18 protein-coding genes and 1 pseudogene are annotated in these 18,518 nt (G+C 66.2%); 12 read left to right on the top strand and 7 right to left on the bottom strand.

What is annotated here, in order from left to right; all coding sequences use genetic code 11:
* Positions 1 to 33: 33 nt before the first annotated feature.
* The 5 genes from ACIP1U_RS21635 to ACIP1U_RS21615 all read left to right on the top strand — a co-directional run bounded on the left by ACIP1U_RS21635 (position 34) and on the right by ACIP1U_RS21615 (position 3,166).
* Positions 34 to 1,056 (top strand): alpha/beta hydrolase, encoded by a 1,023-nt coding sequence (locus ACIP1U_RS21635; protein ID WP_400319131.1) that lies wholly within the window; start codon positions 34 to 36, stop codon positions 1,054 to 1,056.
* 177 nt (positions 1,057 to 1,233) lie between these two features.
* Entirely contained in the window at positions 1,234 to 1,533 is a 300-nt protein-coding gene (locus ACIP1U_RS21630; RefSeq protein WP_400319128.1) for a hypothetical protein, read from the top strand.
* Between the two features lie 127 nt (positions 1,534 to 1,660).
* Positions 1,661 to 2,344 (top strand): alpha/beta hydrolase, encoded by a 684-nt coding sequence (locus ACIP1U_RS21625; RefSeq protein ID WP_400319126.1) that lies wholly within the window; start codon positions 1,661 to 1,663, stop codon positions 2,342 to 2,344.
* A 67-nt stretch (positions 2,345 to 2,411) separates the two neighbouring features.
* A complete protein-coding gene (locus ACIP1U_RS21620; protein ID WP_400319123.1) occupies positions 2,412 to 2,780 on the top strand; it encodes a hypothetical protein in 369 nt (122 codons plus the stop codon).
* Positions 2,781 to 2,959: 179 nt separating this feature from the next.
* Complete coding sequence (locus ACIP1U_RS21615) at positions 2,960 to 3,166, top strand: hypothetical protein (RefSeq protein WP_400319121.1); 207 nt, start codon at positions 2,960 to 2,962, stop codon at positions 3,164 to 3,166.
* 88 nt (positions 3,167 to 3,254) lie between these two features.
* On the opposite strand, the gene ACIP1U_RS21610 is transcribed toward ACIP1U_RS21615, so the two are convergent.
* A complete protein-coding gene (locus ACIP1U_RS21610) occupies positions 3,255 to 4,472 on the bottom strand; it encodes an AGE family epimerase/isomerase (protein ID WP_400319119.1) in 1,218 nt (405 codons plus the stop codon).
* An 82-nt stretch (positions 4,473 to 4,554) separates the two neighbouring features.
* On the opposite strand from ACIP1U_RS21610, the gene ACIP1U_RS21605 reads away from it, so the two are divergent.
* From ACIP1U_RS21605 to ACIP1U_RS21595, 3 genes are all read left to right on the top strand, one after another.
* Positions 4,555 to 4,803, top strand: coding sequence for a hypothetical protein (locus tag ACIP1U_RS21605; RefSeq protein WP_133093261.1), 249 nt, complete (start codon positions 4,555 to 4,557; stop codon positions 4,801 to 4,803).
* 278 nt (positions 4,804 to 5,081) lie between these two features.
* Positions 5,082 to 5,360, top strand: a complete 279-nt coding sequence (locus tag ACIP1U_RS21600; RefSeq protein WP_400319116.1) for a hypothetical protein — start codon at positions 5,082 to 5,084, stop codon at positions 5,358 to 5,360.
* Positions 5,361 to 5,374: 14 nt separating this feature from the next.
* Positions 5,375 to 5,647, top strand: coding sequence for a hypothetical protein (locus ACIP1U_RS21595; RefSeq protein ID WP_400319113.1), 273 nt, complete (start codon positions 5,375 to 5,377; stop codon positions 5,645 to 5,647).
* Positions 5,648 to 5,678: 31 nt separating this feature from the next.
* Here ACIP1U_RS21595 and ACIP1U_RS21590 read toward each other — a convergent pair whose 3' ends face one another.
* Complete coding sequence (locus ACIP1U_RS21590) at positions 5,679 to 7,313, bottom strand: acyl-CoA synthetase (RefSeq protein ID WP_400319111.1); 1,635 nt, start codon at positions 7,311 to 7,313, stop codon at positions 5,679 to 5,681.
* A 156-nt stretch (positions 7,314 to 7,469) separates the two neighbouring features.
* Between ACIP1U_RS21590 and ACIP1U_RS21585 the strand changes: the two genes are divergently transcribed.
* From ACIP1U_RS21585 to ACIP1U_RS21570, 4 genes and pseudogenes are all read left to right on the top strand, one after another.
* Positions 7,470 to 8,174, top strand: a complete 705-nt coding sequence (locus tag ACIP1U_RS21585; protein WP_400319108.1) for a Crp/Fnr family transcriptional regulator — start codon at positions 7,470 to 7,472, stop codon at positions 8,172 to 8,174.
* Positions 8,175 to 8,610: 436 nt separating this feature from the next.
* Positions 8,611 to 10,190, top strand: a pseudogene (locus tag ACIP1U_RS21580) (isocitrate lyase).
* Between the two features lie 641 nt (positions 10,191 to 10,831).
* Entirely contained in the window at positions 10,832 to 11,470 is a 639-nt protein-coding gene (locus ACIP1U_RS21575) for a response regulator (RefSeq protein WP_400319105.1), read from the top strand.
* A complete protein-coding gene (locus ACIP1U_RS21570) occupies positions 11,467 to 13,308 on the top strand; it encodes a hybrid sensor histidine kinase/response regulator (protein ID WP_400319102.1) in 1,842 nt (613 codons plus the stop codon). Before ACIP1U_RS21575 ends, ACIP1U_RS21570 begins: the two co-directional genes overlap by 4 nt.
* Before the next feature lie 47 nt (positions 13,309 to 13,355).
* On the opposite strand, the gene ACIP1U_RS21565 is transcribed toward ACIP1U_RS21570, so the two are convergent.
* The 5 genes from ACIP1U_RS21565 to ACIP1U_RS21545 all read right to left on the bottom strand — a co-directional run bounded on the left by ACIP1U_RS21565 (position 13,356) and on the right by ACIP1U_RS21545 (position 18,514).
* The gene (locus ACIP1U_RS21565) at positions 13,356 to 13,523 is read right to left on the bottom strand and encodes a hypothetical protein (protein WP_010812488.1); all 168 of its coding nucleotides are present in this window, start codon (positions 13,521 to 13,523) and stop codon (positions 13,356 to 13,358) included.
* Between the two features lie 213 nt (positions 13,524 to 13,736).
* Positions 13,737 to 14,159 (bottom strand): VOC family protein, encoded by a 423-nt coding sequence (locus ACIP1U_RS21560; RefSeq protein ID WP_400319097.1) that lies wholly within the window; start codon positions 14,157 to 14,159, stop codon positions 13,737 to 13,739.
* A gap of 29 nt (positions 14,160 to 14,188) precedes the next feature.
* Positions 14,189 to 15,304: an NADH:flavin oxidoreductase/NADH oxidase gene (locus ACIP1U_RS21555; protein WP_400319094.1), complete on the bottom strand. Its 1,116-nt coding sequence runs from the start codon at positions 15,302 to 15,304 to the stop codon at positions 14,189 to 14,191.
* Between the two features lie 266 nt (positions 15,305 to 15,570).
* Complete coding sequence (locus tag ACIP1U_RS21550) at positions 15,571 to 16,917, bottom strand: MFS transporter (RefSeq protein WP_400319091.1); 1,347 nt, start codon at positions 16,915 to 16,917, stop codon at positions 15,571 to 15,573.
* Between the two features lie 568 nt (positions 16,918 to 17,485).
* The gene (locus ACIP1U_RS21545) at positions 17,486 to 18,514 is read right to left on the bottom strand and encodes a tripartite tricarboxylate transporter substrate binding protein (RefSeq protein ID WP_400319089.1); all 1,029 of its coding nucleotides are present in this window, start codon (positions 18,512 to 18,514) and stop codon (positions 17,486 to 17,488) included.
* Between the last annotated feature and the right edge of the window lie 4 nt (positions 18,515 to 18,518).

Genomic DNA, 18,518 nt, shown 5'->3' with positions numbered 1-18,518 from the left:
GCAAGCACCCCGACCACTGCACACCGCCCTCGCATGTTCGATACGCCGCATCCCGACCCTGCTGCAACCGTCCCCGCTCCGGCGGCGCCAGGCACGCTGCGCTGGCTCGCCGTGGCGGCTGGGGTCGCGCTGGCCGCCGGTGTTGCGCGCCACCTACTGTTTCGGGCGGTGGAGCGCAATGCATTTGTCACGCGAACGGATGAAACAAGCACCGAGATTCCCGTGCCCTGGTCATCCATGCCTGTGCGGCATACCACGTTCGCCAGCGGCGATCGGGAACTCCATGCCCGCTTTGTTCCCGCCGCGCGCCCCGATGCGCCCGCGCTGATGGTCTGCCATGGCGACAATGAAACCCTGGCCGACTGGCTGCCGGTACAGGCCATGCTGGCCGAGTCCGGCATTGCTTCCTACGTGTTCGACTACAGCGGTTATGGCCGCAGCAGCGGACGCCCTTCCGTGCGTCATCTGCGCCAGGACGCCATGACTGCATACCGGCAGTTTCTTGCGGCCGTGCCCACGGCGTCGCGCCGCGTGGTGCTGGGCCACTCGCTGGGCTCGGGCATCCTGCTTGACGTTGCGCGGCACTTCGCGCCGCAGCCCGACGGCTATGTCATCGCCGCCGGCTTCAGCTCCGCCAGGCGTGCCGCGGTGCAAACCGGCCGCGTGCCGGCATGGGCGGCGTGGTTGCTGCCAGATCCCTGGGACAACGCCGCGCGTGCCAGCCGCCTCGAACGCCCGCTGCTGGTGGTGCACAGCCGCGCCGATGCCGTGATCGCGCACGGCCATGCGCAGCGCGTGGCCGCTGCCGCGCGGCACTTGCACCGGTTGGTGATGCACGACGCCATGCCGCATGACGCGGCCATCGAGCCAGACTATATCTCCGCATTCTGGCCGCCGATCGTGCGTTACGTGCAGGAACTGGACAGCGCCCCGCAGCATGAAACCGGCGCACGCATCGATGTCGTGGAAGCAAACGGGGAATGCAGCGAAGGCCGGAATTCGCTCGAAAATCCGCACAAAAACAGCGATTCGATGCGCGTGCCAGACAGGCAGTGAGGGGGCGATCCAAAGTCGCCACACAATCTACCGCAGACTCCCGCGAGCAGCAATCATCCTTGTGGGCGAGGCGCCACGACAAAGTGGCCAAGAGGTCTTTTGTCGATTTCTTGTCTATATTTGTCCTCGTGGCACAAGCATCGCAATTTCGCTTTGACAGCACTGGAGGTAACTGCCATGCGTTGGCTTGCAAACTTGTTCAGTCCGCCGACCCCGGAAAAAATCGCCGAAAGGGAACTGCAAGACATGAGGCTGACGCTATTCCAGGCCGAACGGCGCATGCTGGAAGCGCAGATGCAGGTGGCCTACTATCGCGACATGCTCGCGTTCCTGGAAGATGTCTCGGCCAAGGGCGTGGAGGACGTGGTGGACAAGCGCCGCGCCGCCGTGCCGGCAATGCCCGAGCTGCCTGCCGCCGCGCAGAACGCGCGCGCACCGGGCCTGACCACCGTGCCGATCGTTCCGTCCGCTGCCTGAACTGGCAGTATCGCTGCCCTGCCCGCATAGCGGGCGTGCGGCATCAGCGGGCCTGACCTGTGCGATACTCGCGCTGCCTGCCGCGCCCATCGGCGCGCGGGCATGCCGTCACACAGGAACCTGCCCCATGAGCGAACTGCTGCCCGCCATTGAAATCGAAACCGCGCCCGATCCCCGCTACGCCGTGATCTGGATGCATGGGCTGGGCGCCGACGGCAGTGACTTCGCACCGGTGGTGCCGGAATTGCGGCTGCCCGCCTCGACTGGCGTGCGCTTTATCTTCCCGCACGCGCCGGCGATTTCAGTGACCTGCAATGGCGGCTATGTCATGCCGGCCTGGTATGACATTTATTCACTCGATGAGGCCGGCCGCCGTGCCGATGAGGCCGGCATCCAGGCCTCGTGCGACGCCATCCGCGCGCTGGTCGCGCGCGAGAATGCGCGCGGCATCCCCTGCAGCCGCATCGTGCTGGCCGGGTTTTCACAGGGCGGCGCCATCGCATATACCGCGGGCCTGACGCATCGGGAGCCGCTCGCCGGCATCGTGGCGCTGTCCACCTATATTCCCGCGCCGGCCGCGCTGGCAGCGCAGGCCAGCGCCGCGAATGCCGCCACGCCGGTGTTTGCCGCGCACGGCACGCAGGACGAGGTGGTGCCGCTGCAGCTGGGCGTTGCGGCACGCGACTTTATCCAGGCGCGTCAGCATCCGCTGATATGGCAAACCTACCCGATGGGGCATTCGGTCTGCCTGGAAGAGATCGTTGCCATCGGCGCATGGCTGGCGGAGCGCTTCGGCCCGGCCGGTGCCTGACCTCATCAAACGCTGACACCCCTGACAAGATCGCTGCAAGCGCACGCCCGCGCAGCAAGCCGTACCCATGAGCCTCGCCCCACTGCCCCGCATCGATTTCAACACCCGCAAGGCGCTGCTGTTCGCGCTGACCGCCGAGCGCCTGTCGGCCTTTTTCGAGCACCACAAGTGGATGACGGACGCACAAGGCGCGACGCTTGCAGGCGAGTGGCTGTCGCGCTCGCGGCTGCAACTGCCGCTGTCCGAGCGGCGCCTGCTGTCCGAGCTCAGCGACCAGTTCGCACGCCAGCTGGCCGAGACGCTGTCGCGCGAAGCGGGCTTGTATGCCGCGCACGAAATGATGGAAGCGCTCGATCCCAACTACCAGTCTGCCTTCGCGCACGACATGCTCGATGAATGCGAACGGCTGTTGCGCGAAAACGGCGTGATGGAATAGGCGATCAAGCCCTTCTCGCCAGCATTGCAGGAACTGGCGAAAACGCTAAATCGGCGCAAGGGACGCGGTTGTCAAAGCATCCAAACGTGGCATAACCGCTGTGTTTGCAAAGATTGACAATCGCTTTGCGGCCGGGCGCTTACACTGCGCGCTCCGATAATGCCCCCATCCCTTCCACCATGGAACGCAAGCACTGCCTCGCCTGGATCGCGCTGAGCATGATCGCAGCGGCCTTGCTGACGCTGCTGTGCCTGATCCTCGATGACCACGCAGAGACGCGCGCCGCCACCCGGATACGGCAGATGGAAGTCCGCGTGGACACGCAGGTGTCGCCGCAGGAGGGTGCGCCCCGGCCCGCGACTTCAGAACGACGACCAGGTAGTTAAGAAGAACAACGCACGGGCGGAGCGCGGGCTTGAGTTTAGTCGCGCCCCCCGGCCGCGACTGCAAAGAATTGATAACGATTGCGTCGCGTCATGGGTTCGGCCAGGACAGGCCGGCGGCTTGTGCCAGCGCCAGGTAGGACGTTGCCAGGTGGTACGGCGAAGTCGAGGGCATCTCGGCACGCACCACGTCGCCTGACGGCGCGAGGCATTCGTGCCATCCCTGCGCATGGAGGAAACGGTTGCGGAACTGCCCGGCCCAGGCTTGCAGCGTGGCCAGCGACTCTGGTTGTCCATGCAGCGCCAGTGCGCGTGCATACTCGGTCTGCGCCCAGATGCGCTGGGTACCGTCCAGCAGCCCGCCCTGCGCATCCAGCGCCGCGCTGACGCCCAGCGTGCCTGGCGTTACGCCATGGCGTTGCGCAAAGTCGAAGGCCTGGCGCAGCGCGCCTTCCAGCGGCAGGTCGCCAAACAGCTGCGGCCGGCTTGCGACCAGCGAGAACCATTCAAACTGATGGCCCGGTTCGATGCGGTTGTCCGCGGTGCCCTGCGGCAGCTCGGCAATGCAGCCGGTGGCCGGGTCGACAAAGCGCTCGTACACCGCCATCGCGATCTCGCGCAGCCGCTCGGCATACCATTCGTCGCCGGTCGCATCGAGTGCCGCGAGGTAGGCCTCGGTCAGGTGCATCACCGGGTTCTGCTGCACGCCCGCGCCTTTGGGGCGGAAGTGCGCGTTGAGCGCCGCATGGTACAGCCCGCCATCTTCGGCGAAGAGGTCTTCGACGATGTCAACGGTTTCGTCGAGCACCTCCAGTGCATCGGGATTGCCGCGCAGCGCGTGGTAGCTGGCGCAGGCAAAGATCACGAAGGCGTGCGTATAGAGGTCGCGGGTGGTGTCCAGCGGCGAGCCGTCCGGTCCGACGCTGTAGATCCAGGCGCCCGCCCCATCGCCGAAATACGCTTGCAGCGAGCCGAACAGCGTATCGGCATGCGCATGCTGGCCCGCCACCGAAAACACATAAAGCTGCCGTGCGCACGCCATGGCACGGTAGCGCGCCGCCGGCAGTGGCGCGGCCGTGGCACCGTCGAGGGCCTCATAGGGCAGGAACAGGCCGGCATTCCAGCCGCTGGCGGTCCACAGCGGCAGCACCGTGGCGTCGTAGTGCGCCGTCAGGGCGGCGACCTGTTGGTTGAGCGCGGGCGAATTGAGCATGGTCGGTGGCGAGAAGCAGGCGCCACGTGGCGCCAGGCGCAGAAGGTTACTGGATTCGGCGCAGCGGGGGAAGCCGCGGCACGCGTATCTTGCCATGACGCCGTTGCAATTCTCCGATGGCACCATGCGCCCGTAGTTGCTAGCATCAATGCGTCCCACCTGCCAACGGGAGGCGCCAATGTCGACCCTGCCCCTTACGCTTTCGGACCATCACCGCACGCTGGTACTGCACGTGCTGGAAGAGCCATCCGGCCAGTACACCTGGCGCATTGTCATGGAAGAACTTTGCGGCGCGGCCGACGCTGACTGCACCGTTGAAGCGCCCTCCACTTACAGTTCGCATGCCGAGGCCGAGGCAGCCTGCTGGGCCGCCGGCAACGGCATGCTGGATGGGCCGCGCGCCGCGAGCGAACTGCGCACCACCTGAAGCATGCCGCCCGCGCTGCCATGTGCTGCCATGTGCAGGCGCGGGCGTCCGGGTGGCCCCAATCCTTGCGCGCTGCCGCGCATGTCCTAGTCTGGAATCGTGGCAGTGGCAACGCGGGCAGGCATTTGCCCGCGATTCTCCGTTCCGGCCACGCCCAGGGCCATCCCGCTGCCTGGGTGCTTCCCTGCCACCTGCCTGTCATCTTCCTGGCCTTAGCTGGCCTGGTCGCCTAGCCGCGCTTGCCATCTGTGCGGTGGGCAGGGCCGCAGGAGCATGAAATGGAAAAGCCGGTCGTCTCTCCGCAGCGCTTCGTCCAGCTGATGAACGAGCGCCTGAGCAAGCATCCCTTGTACCAGGAGGGCATGCGCGTCTATGCCATTCCGCAGCATACCGATCATCCGCGCAGCCTGGTGTGCGTGGGCCCGCGCGGCACCGAATGCGTGTGCGCCACCATCGAGAACATCGTTCGTGGCGAATGCGAGGTGTTCCCCGACATTGCCCAGGACTGGCATCGTCCCCGCGATCACGGAAGTCCGCACGAGGCGCGGGCGCGCTGAACGCCCGATAGCGCATGCCCAGCGGATGGCATGACGAAAACGCCAGCTACCGCGGCTATCGCATCCATGCCGCGGCGCTGCGCTATGGCAGCCAGCACGACGGCTGGTGGACGCTGCGCGCCGAAGTCTGGCATCACGGCACGCGGCTGCCATGGCCGTGCCCCGTAATGCAGACGCGCTTTGGCTGCGCCAGCGATGCCACGCGCGCGGGCATGGCGTGGGGCCGCGAAGCCGTCGACTCGCATATCTCCGGCTTGCGCGATGCCGAGGAAGCCGTGCAGTCCTAGGCTTTGTTCCCCCTATAAAACGCGCGCGCGTTCAGACATCGATGGCTGTGTCCGACTTCACCTTGCGGCGCAGTTCGAACTTCTGGATCTTGCCGGTCGACGTCTTGGGCAGCGACCCGAAGTACACCGCCTTGGGCACCTTGAACCCGGCCAGCAGCGTGCGGCAATGCGCGATCAGGTCCTCCGCGGTGGCACTGGCGCCATCTTTCAGTTCGACGAAGGCGCACGGCGTCTCGCCCCACTTGGCGTCAGGCTGCGCCACCACGGCTGCGGCAAGCACGGCGGGATGGCGGTAGAGCGCGTCCTCCACTTCTACGCTGGAAATGTTCTCCCCGCCGGAAATAATGATGTCCTTGCTACGGTCCTTGATCTTGATATAGCCGTCGGGCATGCACACGCCGAGGTCGCCGGTATGGAACCAGCCGCCGGCGAAGGCCTCGCGCGTGGCCTTCTCGTTCTTCAGGTAGCCCTTCATGCAGATATTGCCGCGGAACATGATCTCGCCGATGGTCTCGCCGTCGGCGGGAACGGGCTGCATCGAATCAGGATCCAGCACGGCCACCTGTGACTGCAGGTGGTAACGCACGCCCTGTCGCGCCTTGCGCACGGCACGGTCCTGTTCCGACAGCGCACGCCAGTCATCCTGCTCGGCACAGACCGCGGCCGGACCATAGACTTCGGTCAGGCCGTAAACGTGCGTCAGATCGAAGCCCATCGCCTCCATCTGCGCCAGCACCGCTGCCGGGGGCGGTGCGCCGGCGACCATGCCGCGCACCGGGCCGCGCACACCCTCGCGCCACGATGCGGGCGCGTTGACCAGCGCGGTATGCACGATCGGCGCGGCGCAGTAGTGCGTCACGCCTTCCGCGCGCATCAGGTCGAAGACAAGCCGGGGTTCGAACTTGCGCAGGCAGACATTGACGCCCGCGCGCGCCGCGATGGTCCACGGGAAGCACCAGCCATTGCAGTGGAACATCGGCAGCGTCCACAGGTAGACCGGATGCTTGGGCAGGTCCCATTCCAGGATGTTGGAGATGGCGTTGATGGCGGCGCCGCGATGGTGATAGACCACGCCCTTGGGATCGCCGGTGGTGCCGGAGGTGTAGTTCAGCGCAATCGCCTCCCACTCATCAGCGGGCATGCGCCACGCATAGTCCGCGTCCCCGGCAGCCAGGAAGGATTCATAGTCGGTATCGCCGAATGGCTCGGCCTGCGGCCCCAATGCATCGTGGACCGCGATCACCTTGAGCCCGGGAATTTCCAGCGCGACCTGCCGCGCCAGATCGGCAAACTCGCTGTCGGCAAGCAGCACGCGGGCCTCGCCATGGCGCAGCATGAAGACGAGGTTGGCGGCATCGAGCCGGATATTGAGCGCATTGAGCACCGCGCCCGCCATCGGCACGCCGAAATGCGCCTCGACCATGGCCGGCGTGTTGGGCAGCAGCGCGGCCACGGTGTCGCCCTTGCCCACGCCGGCACGCGCCAGCGCGCTGGCCATGCGGCGCGCGCGCGCATAGGTGTCGCGCCAGTTCTGCCGCACCGGGCCATGCACGATGGCCAGCCGGTCGCCGTACACCTCGGCGGCGCGGACCAGGAAGTCGATGGGCGTGAGCGGTACGAAATTGGCCGCATTGCGGCCCAGGCCGCTGTCGAAATCAGTTGGCATTGCTGTGTCTCCGCTTGTCGCACTTTTTCTGGGGCAAGGCTATCATCGCACACGCCCGGCGCACTGTCGTCCGGATGACAAACTCCCCGCAAACCCGCGCCAGTCAAGGCTTACGCCAATCTTACAAAGTCCCGCGCAGCCGCTCGCGCCGATGTCATGACCGCGTCCCAGAACCCTGCCCGCGCCCCGGATAGCATGCTGGCCAGCCATGCGTGGTACGTCGCGCTCGCGCCGGAACACCAGGCGCTGGCCGCGCGCGAAACACTGCTGCAGTCCTTTGCCGCGGGCGCCTTCATTGCCCGGCGCGGCGAGCCTTCGCGCTACTGGGTCGGGGTCGACAGCGGCCTGATCAAGCTGGCGGTGTACACGCCGGACGGGCGCGGCTGCACCTTTTCCGGCGTGCCGGCAGGCGGCTGGTGCGGCGAAGGCAGCGTGATCAAGCGCGAAGACCGCCGCTACGACGTGATCGCCATCCGCGACTCGCAAGTGCTGCTGGTGCCAGAGCCGGTCTTCAACACGCTTCTGGCGCAGAGCCTGCCGTTTGCAAGCTTTGTCGTACGCCAGCTCAACGAGCGCATGGGCCAGTTCATCGCCACGGTGCAGAACGACCGCCTGCTCGGTGCGGATGCGCGTGTGGCGCAGGCAATCGCGCAGCTGTTCCATCCCGACCTGTATCCGCGCACCAGCCCCGTGCTGGAGCTGTCGCAGGAAGAAATCGGCCTGCTGACCGGGCTGTCGCGGCAACGCGTCAACCAGGCGCTGCGCCGGCTGGCCGAAGCCGGCATGGTGCACCTGTCCTATCAGAGCATCCGCGTGACCGACCTGCCGCGGTTGCGCAGCTACGGGCTGTCCGAGCTGTAGCGGCCAAGGGTTGGCGGCGCCGGCTGCCAATCTATGTCTTATTGATGTGTCAATAACCAGAACGCGGGTTACCTGGAAACCCTTCGTTCGCGCACACGCGCGCCCACAGGGGCGGGCCAGCCACCCCTATTGGCAGGGCCTGCATGAGCCACTTGTTTCTGACGGAACCCGACCGCTGAAAGCGGCTTTCACATTGTGAAATTCGCTCCGAACTTCCCCAAGGTCGCCTTCCCGTTTTTTGAAAATCCATTCCACATCGCAAAATTTGCCATCTATCTCATTGAAAAATAAGGATAAATTAACTCTTATATCTTATATAAGACATAACCTCGATACTTCAAAAACGCCATACAATGAGTCCACGCTGCTTGCTTCGATCTCCGTAGCGGCACACGCAACCCTTTGTTCAAACGCGCTTTCTTCTTAGGAATTTCCCATGGCTCAGTATCAAGACGACATCAAGGCAGTTGCTGGTTTGAAGGAGAACCACGGCAGCGCGTGGAATGCCATCAACCCCGAATATGCCGCCCGCATGCGGGCCCAGAACAAGTTCAAGACGGGCCTGGACATCGCCAAGTACACCGCCAAGATCATGCGCGCCGACATGGCCGCCTACGATGCGGACTCGTCCAAGTACACCCAGTCGCTGGGCTGCTGGCACGGCTTCATCGGCCAGCAGAAGATGATCTCCATCAAGAAGCACTTCAACAGCACCGAGCGCCGCTACCTTTACCTTTCCGGCTGGATGGTGGCCGCGCTGCGCTCCGAGTTCGGCCCGCTGCCGGACCAGTCGATGCACGAGAAGACCTCCGTCAGCGCGCTGATCCGCGAGCTGTACACCTTCCTGCGCCAGGCCGACGCCCGTGAACTGGGCGGCCTGTTCCGCCAGCTGGACGCTGCCGAGGGCCCTGCCAAGGCCGCCATCCAGGAAAAAATCGACAACCACGTCACCCACGTTGTGCCCATCATCGCGGACATCGACGCGGGTTTCGGCAACGCCGAAGCAACGTACCTGCTGGCCAAGCAGTTCATCGAAGCGGGCGCATGCTGCATTCAGATCGAAAACCAGGTGTCTGACGAGAAGCAGTGCGGCCACCAGGATGGCAAGGTCACCGTGCCGCACGAGGACTTCCTGGCCAAGATTCGCGCCATCCGCTACGCCTTCCTGGAACTGGGCGTGGACGACGGCATCATCGTGGCGCGTACCGACTCGCTGGGTGCCGGCCTGACCAAGCAGATCGCCGTGACCAACACGCCGGGCGACCTGGGCGACCAATACAATTCCTTCCTCGATTGCGAGGAACTGTCGGCTGACGAACTGGGCAATGGTGACGTCATCATCAAGCGCGATGGCAAGCTGCTGCGTCCCAAGCGCCTGCCTAGCAACCTGTTCCAGTTCCGCGCCGGCACGGGCGAAGCGCGCTGCGTACTGGATTGCGTCACCGCACTGCAAAACGGCGCTGACCTGCTGTGGATCGAAACCGAAAGCCGCATATCGCCCAGATCGGCGGCATGGTCAGCGAGATCCGCAAGGTCATTCCGAACGCCAAGCTGGTGTACAACAACAGCCCGTCGTTCAACTGGACCCTGAACTTCCGCCAGCAGGCGTATGACGCGATGAAGGCCGCGGGCAAGGATGTGTCGGCATACGACCGCACCCAGCTGATGAGCGTGGAATACGATCAGACCGAACTGGCGAAGCTCGCCGACGAAAAGATCCGGACCTTCCAGGCCGACGCGTCGCGCGAAGCCGGCATCTTCCACCACCTGATTACCCTGCCGACCTACCACACCGCCGCACTGTCGACCGACAACCTGGCCAAGGAATACTTCAGCGACCAGGGCATGCTGGGTTATGTGGCAGGCGTGCAGCGCAAGGAAATCCGTCAGGGCATCGCCTGCGTCAAGCACCAGAACATGTCCGGCTCGGACATCGGTGACGACCACAAGGAGTATTTCAGCGGCGAAGCGGCCCTGAAGGCAGCGGGTAAAGACAACACCATGAACCAGTTCTGACAGCAGTCATACCCCAGGCAAAACGCCAACCGGAAACGGTTGGCGTTAGGCTGCTGACAGAGTCAAAGGCTGCGAATACTGTCTCCCCTCTCCCATTTATGGGAGAGGGGCGGGGGAGAGGGCAGGAGTTACCACGAAGTGAGGCGCCACGGTGCTTGGCATGCGCCTGCCCTCTCCCCCGGCCCCTCTCCCGCAAGCGGGAGAGGGGAGCAAACCACCTGGAATTCTCCCTTTGTCAGCAATCTGACGCCAACCGGAAACGGTTGGTGTTTTTTTGTCCGGCGAGATAGCTCGCGGGGGTCCTCATCGAACGTTTTCCTGGGCGCTTGCATGCAGAAGCTGCATGTGTGGCTCGGTAAAGAACGACGAGCGGCGGATTCGCAGACGGCAATGAGCAAAAAAATACCCACAGCCGGGTGGTAGTGGGTAACGAAAAGTGGTTGTGGACATGTCGCGGAACTGCCCACCGCACGGATCTTCGCACTGACGCCGCGCAGGGCCAATAATCTTTCCGGACTAGGCGCGCTCACGCCTCTGGTGCATGGACAAGTGCCTCGGATTCTTGTCCAATGTCTGTCGCCCGTGCCCGCTGCGAGGGCATCCAGACTGTCCTGCACCGGCTGCGCGCGGTGCCTGCTCCTATGCCCCAAGCCCGCCTGCTGCTGATCGACGACCACACCCTGTTCCGCACCGGCCTGCGCCTGGTCCTGGCCGACAGCCCGAGCGTCGGCCCGATCATCGAAGCCGGCGCTGTCATGCAGGCGGTACAGGACCATGCCGGCGCCGCGGTCGATATCCTGCTGCTCGATATCCAGATGCCCGGCCTGAACGGCCTTGAAGGCGTCAGGGTATTGCGGCGGCATTTCCCGGCGGCGCGCATCCTGATCGTGTCCGGCACCTCCGGCCTGGAAACCATTCCGGCCGAAGTACGGCGCGAGATCGCCGGCTTCTTGCCCAAGTCGGCCGATGCGCGCGAGATCGAGGAAGCGATCGCCTGCTGCCTGGCTGGCGGCACGCATTTCTCCGATGACGCCAGTTCGGACGGCCGCGCCGCCGCGCCGGCGCCGTATGCCGCCAGCGCGCTCACGCCGCGCCAGCTGGAGGTGCTGCACCAGCTGACGCTGGGCCGCTCCAACAAGGTCATTGCCTACCATATGGGCCTGTCCGAAAACACCGTGCGCGTCCATGTGGCCGCCATCCTCGACCACCTCGGCGTGGTCAGCCGCGTCGAAGCCATCCTGGAAGCGCAGCGCCGCGGGCTGGTGCAGGCAGCGCGATGATCGCGGACAAGGCGCCGCCGCGCGCGCAAGGCCTGCGGCTGCTGCCACGCTTCGACGAGCCGCGTCTGCTGGCCGCGCAGATGGCACTGATCGACCAGAGCTTCGGCATCGCCATGATGGGCTGCTCGCTGGCGGCCTTTATCCTCGCCGCGGGCCTGACGCTGTCGGGCGACCGCCCCGGCGCCCTGCCCTGGGCCTGCGCGATGGCAGTGGCCTGCGCGGTGGCGTACTTCGGACGGCTGGCGCTGCCCGCCCGGCTGACCGAGGCAGGTGCGGGCCGCTATGCGCGCGGCATGTCCGCCATGCTCGCGCTGATCGGCGCGCTGTGGGGATTGGTGGCATGGCTCTACCTGGACGTGCGCATGCCGGCGGTGGTGATCTGCGTGCTGTCGCTGATCGCCGGCATGAGCGCGGCGGCGCTGGCGGTGTTCTCCGCCTGCCTGCCGGTGGCGATCGGCTTCTTTGTCCCGTCGATCGTACCGGTCTGGATCGTGTTCCTGGCCACCGGCGATATCGAATATCTGCCGATGTTCCTCGGCACACCGCTGTACCTGTTCGTGCTGATCATGTTCGCGCGCAACTATTCGCGCGTGGCGCGGCATTCGATCGCGCTGCGCTTCGAGAACTTCGAGCTGATCTCGCAACTGCGCGAACAGACCGTGCGTGCCGAGGCCGCGCAGCACGATGCGGAGCAAGCTAGCCGCGCCAAGTCAGTGTTCCTGGCCTCGGCCAGCCATGACCTGCGCCAGCCGCTGCATGCGATGGGCCTGTTCCTGGTGTCGCTGGGCCGCACTGCGCTGGATGCGCGCCAGCGCCAGCTGGTGGCGCATATCGAGGCATCGTCCGGCGCCGCGCGCGAGATGCTGAACTCGCTGCTGGACTTTTCCAAGCTCGAAGCCGGCGTGATCACGCCACGGCCGCGGCCGTTCCGGCTGCAGCCGCTGCTGCGCAAGCTGGAGAACGAATTCGCGCCGCAGGCCGATGCGCGCGGGCTGGTGTACCGCACGCGCGATACCACCACAATGCTGTACGGCGATCCCACGCTGGTCGAACTGGTGCTGCGCAACCTGATCGCCAATGCGATCCGCTATACCCAGCAGGGTGGCGTGCTGGTGGCCTGCCGCCAGCGCCGCCTGCATGGCGTGATCGAGGTATGGGACACCGGCATCGGCATTCCCGCCGCGCAGCATCGCGAGATCTTCCGCGAGTTCCACCAGCTCGGCAATCCGGAACGCGACCAGCGCAAGGGGCTGGGGCTCGGGCTGGCCATCGTCGGGGGGCTGGCGCGGACGATGCGCACGCGCGTCACGCTGGGCTCCCGGCCGGGGCGCGGATCGGTGTTCCGCTTCGGCATGCCGCTGGCGTGGAGCACGCCGGAAGACACGCCGCGCCCGGTGGTGCCGCGCGGCCTTGACGGGCTGCGCGTGCTGGTGATCGACGATGACGAAGCGATCCGCACCGCCATGTCGGAGCTGCTAGGGACATGGCGGTGCGACTGCCGCACGGCCGAATCCGAGCACGAGGCACTGGCCATGCTTGCGGCGTTCCAACCTGCACTGGTGCTTGCTGACTACCGCTTGCGGGGCCACCGCACCGGCCAGGAAGCGCTGGACGCAATCCGGCAGCAACTGGGCCGCCATGTGCCGGCGATCATCATCACGGGAGATACGGCGGCGGACCGGCTGCGTACCGCCCATGCGGCAGGCACTTTGCTGCTGCACAAGCCGGTGGTTCCGCAGGAATTGCACGCGGCGATCGACACGCTGCTGCGCGATGCTCCCACGCAGAGCGCGCAGGGCGGGACACGCCCCGGCCAGGCACAGGCCGAGGCTGAGTAGGGAGGCCCTCCCGCATCAAGCCGGAAGGCCGCACGCCGCTGCGGGCGTCAGCCGCCCGAATGCAGCGGCGACAGCGAATAAGCGAGCACCAGTCCCGCCACGATCGCCGGCGAACCCAGGCGGATCGCGGTACTGCGCGACAGCACGCCCAGATACACATACAAGCACACCAGCACCATCGCAGTCACATACAGCAGGCTGTCATAGACTTGCATGGATGTCTCCCTTGCCATTGTTCTTATTGCTTTACTTCGGTGGTCTGCGGACGAAGCGTGATGCAAAGGCAATGCGTGGGGGCGCTCCGCCGCCGTGCTATGGCTGTCTGTTACCAAGGATAGTCGGGAGTTCGCGCGGGCGTGGCAATCATGGAAATCCCTTTGCGGCGGCGCACCACGACTGGTGCCCCGCCGCAAGACGGGAGCGGGGGGTCAGTCGGCGGGCAGCATTTCCGGGTTCCACGCGACCTCCCAGAGGTGCCCGTCGGGATCCTGGAAATAGCCGGCATAGCCGCCCCAGAACGTGTCCTGCGCGGGCTTGACCATGCTGGCGCCCGCAGCGCTCGCCTGCGCCATCACGGCATCGACTTCCGCCTTGTCGCCGACGTTATGCGCCAGAGAAAAATCGGTGGTTGCCCGCGGTGTCACCGTCAGCCCGGTATCGTGCGCCAGGCTCGCGCGCGGCCACAGCGCCAGCTTCAGCCCGGACTGCAGGTCGAAGAACGCGACCGCGCCGTGCTCGAACTGCTGGCCGACAATGCCTGGCGTGGACAATCCCAGCCCATCGCGATAGAAGCGCACCGCGCGTTCCAGGTCGTCGACGCCCAGCGTGATCAGTGTGATGCGAGGCTTCATGGCACTACCCTCCTGCACTTGTGGTGGGCCTAGCGCTGCCCGAAGGCGGCGCCGGCAAACAGTTCCTTCAGTTCGCGCGGCTGCGAGCGCCAGTACTGCTTCGGCGCATGGACGCTGGCGCCGAGCCGCGCGGCCGCATGCCATGGCCAGCGCGGGTCGTACAGCATGGCACGCGCCAGCGAGACGGCATCGGCCTCCCGGTTGGCAACGATCGCTTCGGCCTGCTCCGGCTCGGTGATCAGGCCAACCGCTATCGTCGGCAGCCCGACTTCGGCCTTGACGCGCTGTGCGTACGGCACCTGGTAGCCCGGGCCGAGCTTGATCGCCTGCTGCGGCGAGACGCCGCCGGTGGTGACGTGGATGGCCGCGCAGCCGCGCGCCTTCACTGCCCTGGACAAGGCCACGGTGCCCTCGATGTCCCATCCGCCCGGCACCCAGTCGGTGGCCGAGATGCGCATCCACACCGGCCGCTCCGCGGGAAACGCGTCGCGCACTACGTCGAAGACTTCGATCGGGAAGCGCATGCGGTTTTCCAGGCTGCCGCCGTATTCATCGTCGCGATGGTTGGCCAGCGGCGACAGGAACTGGTGCAGCAGGTAGCCGTGCGCGGCATGGATCTCGATGCCGTCCATGCCAAGCCGTGCCGCGCGCCGCGCCGCCGCGACAAAGTCGTCACGCACCTTGTCCATGCCGGCGCGGTCGAGCGCGGCCGGCGGCACTTCGCCGTCGCCATGCGGCACCGCCGACGGCGCCACGGCATGCCAGCCGCCGGGCGCACCCGGCGCGATCTGCTGCCCGCCGTCCCACGGCGTGTGGCTCGAGGCCTTGCGCCCGGCATGGCCGAGCTGGATCGCGATGCCAATGGGCGAATGCGCACGCATCGCCTGCACCACGCGCCTCAGCGCCGCCTCGTTGTCGTCCGAGTACAGGCCCAGGTCTTGCGGCGTGATGCGCCCTTCCGGAGAGACCGCGGTCGCTTCCACGATCAGCATGCCCGCGCCGGACAGCGCCAGCGTGCCGAGATGGATCATGTGCCAGTCGCCGGCGTTGCCGTCCTGCGCCGAGTACTGGCACATCGGCGCGATCATGATGCGGTTGGCGAGCCGGAGATTGCCGATATCCAGCGGTTCAAACAGATGGCTCATGCGTGGCTGCTCCTTGCAGGTCTTGCCGGCCCGTCGCAGGGGCCGGGGGAATCTGGATTCTAGGCCGATGCCGGGATTGCTGCCGGCGGCGTTCACGGTGCCGCGCGGCGCTCACCGGCCCCGCGCAACGCGAGCGCCACCGCGCCAGGCCAGGCCTCGTGCAGCCGAACTGCAGCAAGCTCGACACGAGCGTGCCCGAGGCGGCGATCAAGCCGAGCCCAACGAAGATCGTGCCCAGCGCCAGGCCGCGGCGTGGCACGCATGAGTCAAGCCGTTGCCAGCGGGTCTGGCGCGACCAGCCGCAGCCAGCTTGCAACCGCCGCCACGGCGGCGAACCCCGCGCCCAGCGCCAGGGCCAGCGCCGGGCCATGCGTTCCGCCGATGCCGAAGCACAACGCCACCAGCGCGGCGCCCGTGGCCTGGCCGAGCAGGCGCGCAGTGGCAATCACGCCGCTGGCGCCGCCGCTGCGCTCGCGCGGCGCGCTGGCCATCAGGGCTTTCAGGTTGGGCGACTGGAAGAAGCCGAAACCGGCGCCGCAGATGCACATGCGGATGCCGATATCCAGCGCGCTGGGATCGGCGGGCAGCAGCGCCAGCGAGACCATGCCCGCACTCAGCACCGCCAGCCCCACCCCACCAAGCAGGCCTGGCGGATAGCGGTCGGAAAGCCTGCCGGCCAGCGGCGCTATGAGCGCCACCACCACCGACCATGGGGTCAGCAGGAACCCGGTCTCGACCTGTCCGCGCCCAAGCACATGCTGGAAGTAGAACGGCAGCGACACGAACGCCAGCCCCTGCGCCGCGAACGAGCACACCGCGGTCAGCGTCGACAGCGCGAACATCGGACGGCGGAACAGGTCCAGCGGCAGCATCGGCGCGGCCCGGCCGCGCTCGCGCCAGACCAGCAGGCCGAACGCCATCACGAACACGCCGGCGGCCGCGAGCGACTCGTGCAGCGGCGCGCGCTGCGCGCCCTCGCCCAGCGCGAAGATCAGCGCGGCAAAGGCCACCACGTTCAGCAGCGCCGCGACCCGGTCGAACGTTTGCGTGCCGCGCGGCGTCTGCGGCAGCGCGCCGCGCGCGATCCCTAATGCCAGCAGTCCGATCGGCAGGTTGACGGCAAACAGCCACGGCCACGTGCCGAACGACAGGATCACCGATGCTACGGTCGGCCCGACCGCGAACGACACGCCCACTACCAGCGCATTCAATCCCAGCCCGCGCCCCAGCCTGTGCATCGGAAAGATGGCGCTGATCAGCGCCGTGTTGACGCTCATGATCGCGGCCGCACCGATGCCTTGCAATGCACGTGCCGCCGCCAGCGTCGGCAACGACCACGCGAGTGCGCACACGACCGACGCGACGGTGAACACCGCGACACCGCCAAGATAGATGCGCCGGTGCCCCAGGATGCCACCCAGCGCGGCGAACGGCAGCAGCGTGGCAACCATGGCCAACTGGTATGCATTGATCACCCATACCGACGCCGCCGGCGTGGCGCGCAGGTCGGCAGCGATCGATGGCAGCGCCGTATTGGCAATGGCGGTATCGAGGGTCGCCAGGGCGACGGCGATCAGGATGGCAGCCATGCCGCGGCGCTCGCGCGCGGTCATGGCATTGTCTGCGGCGGCGGCAGACGCGGATGGAAGGGGCGCTGTGCTGGACACTGTCGTTGCCGGTTACCGGTGCCGCCAGAGGCGGGCACCAGACCGACACGATACGGGAAAACGCTTCAGCGTGCTGAAGATGCCTTCATATGTATGCACATTTTCGGGACATGACGGATGTCGATGTTGGCGACACGCTTGAGCAGTTCGCCCGCAGAGCCGCGCCGTGGTCATCACCGCACTGGTGGAGCGCGAACGGCCGACCTTGCGCGAACTGCTCCACAAGCTGGCTGGCGCGCGTGGCCATTACACGATAGCCGGCTCTCCGGAGCGCATTGCCGATACGATCGGAGACTGGGTCGCCAGCGGCGCCGCCGACGGCTTCAACGTGATGCCACCTGTGCTGCCCGCGCACCTCGACGATTTCGTCGAGCAGTGGTGCCCATCCTGCAGCGCAAGGGGCTGTTCCGGCATGAATATGACGCCCGCACTTTGCGCGGCCACTACGGGCTGCAGCGGCCGGGCGTCACCGCAAGCTGATGCGGCGATGTCCCGGCCGTGCCGCTTCCCAGATTCAATCCAGCGTGATGCCTTCGCGCTGGATCACCGCCGTCCAACTGGCCTCCTCTTTCTCGACGCGCTTCGCGAAACTTGCCGGATCGATCATCACGACATCGCCTTGCTGGCCGAGCGCTGTCTTCGCCTTAGTGTCTTCGAGAAGCCCCTGCGTGACGGAATGGAGCTTCTGGACGATCTGCGGCGGCGTGCCGGCCGGTGCCAGCATGCCGATCCAGAAAGTCACGTTGAAGGGCGAGATGCCAAGCTCCTCCAGCGTCGGCACATCCGGCAACTGCGTCATGCGATTCGATGCGCTGACGGCGATGGGCTTCAGCTTGCCTGCCTTGATCTGAGGCAGCGCCGTCCAGGTGTCGAAGGCCGTATCCAGCTCGCCGCTGATCACGGCCAGTTGCGCCTGCGCAGCGGACTTGTACGGAATGTGCGTGGTCTTGATCTTCGCCCGGTTGTTCAGCATGGCGAAGCTGAGATGCGCGATATTGCCCGGCCCGGCCGAGCCATAGCTGACCTTGCCGGGATGCTGCGCGGCGTAGCGTACGAGCTCCGGTACGGAGCCGACTGCGTTTTTCTGCGACCAGTCCGGGTTGGTGACGAGGATGAATGGCGCCTCAAGGACCAGGGTGACCGGCGTGAAGTCCTTCGGCGAGTAAGTGCCCTTCTTGTAGATTTGTGGGTTGATGGTGATGCTGCTGGAGTTGGTGACCAGCAAGGTATACCCGTCGGGCGCAGCCTTGGCGGCCTCGGCGACACCGATCAGTCCGTTCGCGCCCGCCTTGTTTTCCACGACCACGGGCTGTCCAAGGGATTTGGTCAGGCGCTCCGAAAGCACCCGCGCCACGGTATCCGTAAAAGACCCTGCCGGAAAGGGGACAATCATCCGGATCGGCTTGTTGGGCCAGCCGGCATTCTGCGCCGCAGCCGGCGCGGCCATCGTCGTGGCCAGGATACCCAGCGCGGCTGCCGCCAGGCTGAATTGGCTGGCCTTTGCGCTTGCCTGGCAGCGCTGGATCCATGTCGGTTTGTTCATGTCG

The sequence above is a fragment of the Cupriavidus sp. NPDC089707 genome, from assembly GCF_044748965.1.
Lineage (GTDB): Bacteria > Pseudomonadota > Gammaproteobacteria > Burkholderiales > Burkholderiaceae > Cupriavidus.
Note: the sequence above shows the minus strand (reverse complement) of the source record. Positions and strands in the feature narration are given on the sequence as shown.

What these genes read in the sequence shown, in the direction of transcription:
- ACIP1U_RS21625 (WP_400319126.1), top strand. Translation starts at nt 1,661, where the DNA reads ATGAGCGAACTGCTGCCCGCCATTGAAATCGAAACCGCGCCCGATCCC.
- ACIP1U_RS21570 (WP_400319102.1), top strand. Translation starts at nt 11,467, where the DNA reads ATGATCGCGGACAAGGCGCCGCCGCGCGCGCAAGGCCTGCGGCTGCTG.
- ACIP1U_RS21585 (WP_400319108.1), top strand. Translation starts at nt 7,470, where the DNA reads ATGACCGCGTCCCAGAACCCTGCCCGCGCCCCGGATAGCATGCTGGCC.
- ACIP1U_RS21575 (WP_400319105.1), top strand. Translation starts at nt 10,832, where the DNA reads ATGCCCCAAGCCCGCCTGCTGCTGATCGACGACCACACCCTGTTCCGC.
- ACIP1U_RS21565 (WP_010812488.1), bottom strand. Translation starts at nt 13,523, where the DNA reads ATGCAAGTCTATGACAGCCTGCTGTATGTGACTGCGATGGTGCTGGTG.
- ACIP1U_RS21615 (WP_400319121.1), top strand. Translation starts at nt 2,960, where the DNA reads ATGGAACGCAAGCACTGCCTCGCCTGGATCGCGCTGAGCATGATCGCA.
- ACIP1U_RS21635 (WP_400319131.1), top strand. Translation starts at nt 34, where the DNA reads ATGTTCGATACGCCGCATCCCGACCCTGCTGCAACCGTCCCCGCTCCG.
- ACIP1U_RS21610 (WP_400319119.1), bottom strand. Translation starts at nt 4,472, where the DNA reads ATGGCAAGATACGCGTGCCGCGGCTTCCCCCGCTGCGCCGAATCCAGT.
- ACIP1U_RS21545 (WP_400319089.1), bottom strand. Translation starts at nt 18,514, where the DNA reads ATGAACAAACCGACATGGATCCAGCGCTGCCAGGCAAGCGCAAAGGCC.
- ACIP1U_RS21600 (WP_400319116.1), top strand. Translation starts at nt 5,082, where the DNA reads ATGGAAAAGCCGGTCGTCTCTCCGCAGCGCTTCGTCCAGCTGATGAAC.
- ACIP1U_RS21620 (WP_400319123.1), top strand. Translation starts at nt 2,412, where the DNA reads ATGAGCCTCGCCCCACTGCCCCGCATCGATTTCAACACCCGCAAGGCG.
- ACIP1U_RS21590 (WP_400319111.1), bottom strand. Translation starts at nt 7,313, where the DNA reads ATGCCAACTGATTTCGACAGCGGCCTGGGCCGCAATGCGGCCAATTTC.
- ACIP1U_RS21630 (WP_400319128.1), top strand. Translation starts at nt 1,234, where the DNA reads ATGCGTTGGCTTGCAAACTTGTTCAGTCCGCCGACCCCGGAAAAAATC.
- ACIP1U_RS21605 (WP_133093261.1), top strand. Translation starts at nt 4,555, where the DNA reads ATGTCGACCCTGCCCCTTACGCTTTCGGACCATCACCGCACGCTGGTA.
- ACIP1U_RS21550 (WP_400319091.1), bottom strand. Translation starts at nt 16,917, where the DNA reads ATGACCGCGCGCGAGCGCCGCGGCATGGCTGCCATCCTGATCGCCGTC.
- ACIP1U_RS21560 (WP_400319097.1), bottom strand. Translation starts at nt 14,159, where the DNA reads ATGAAGCCTCGCATCACACTGATCACGCTGGGCGTCGACGACCTGGAA.
- ACIP1U_RS21555 (WP_400319094.1), bottom strand. Translation starts at nt 15,304, where the DNA reads ATGAGCCATCTGTTTGAACCGCTGGATATCGGCAATCTCCGGCTCGCC.
- ACIP1U_RS21595 (WP_400319113.1), top strand. Translation starts at nt 5,375, where the DNA reads ATGCCCAGCGGATGGCATGACGAAAACGCCAGCTACCGCGGCTATCGC.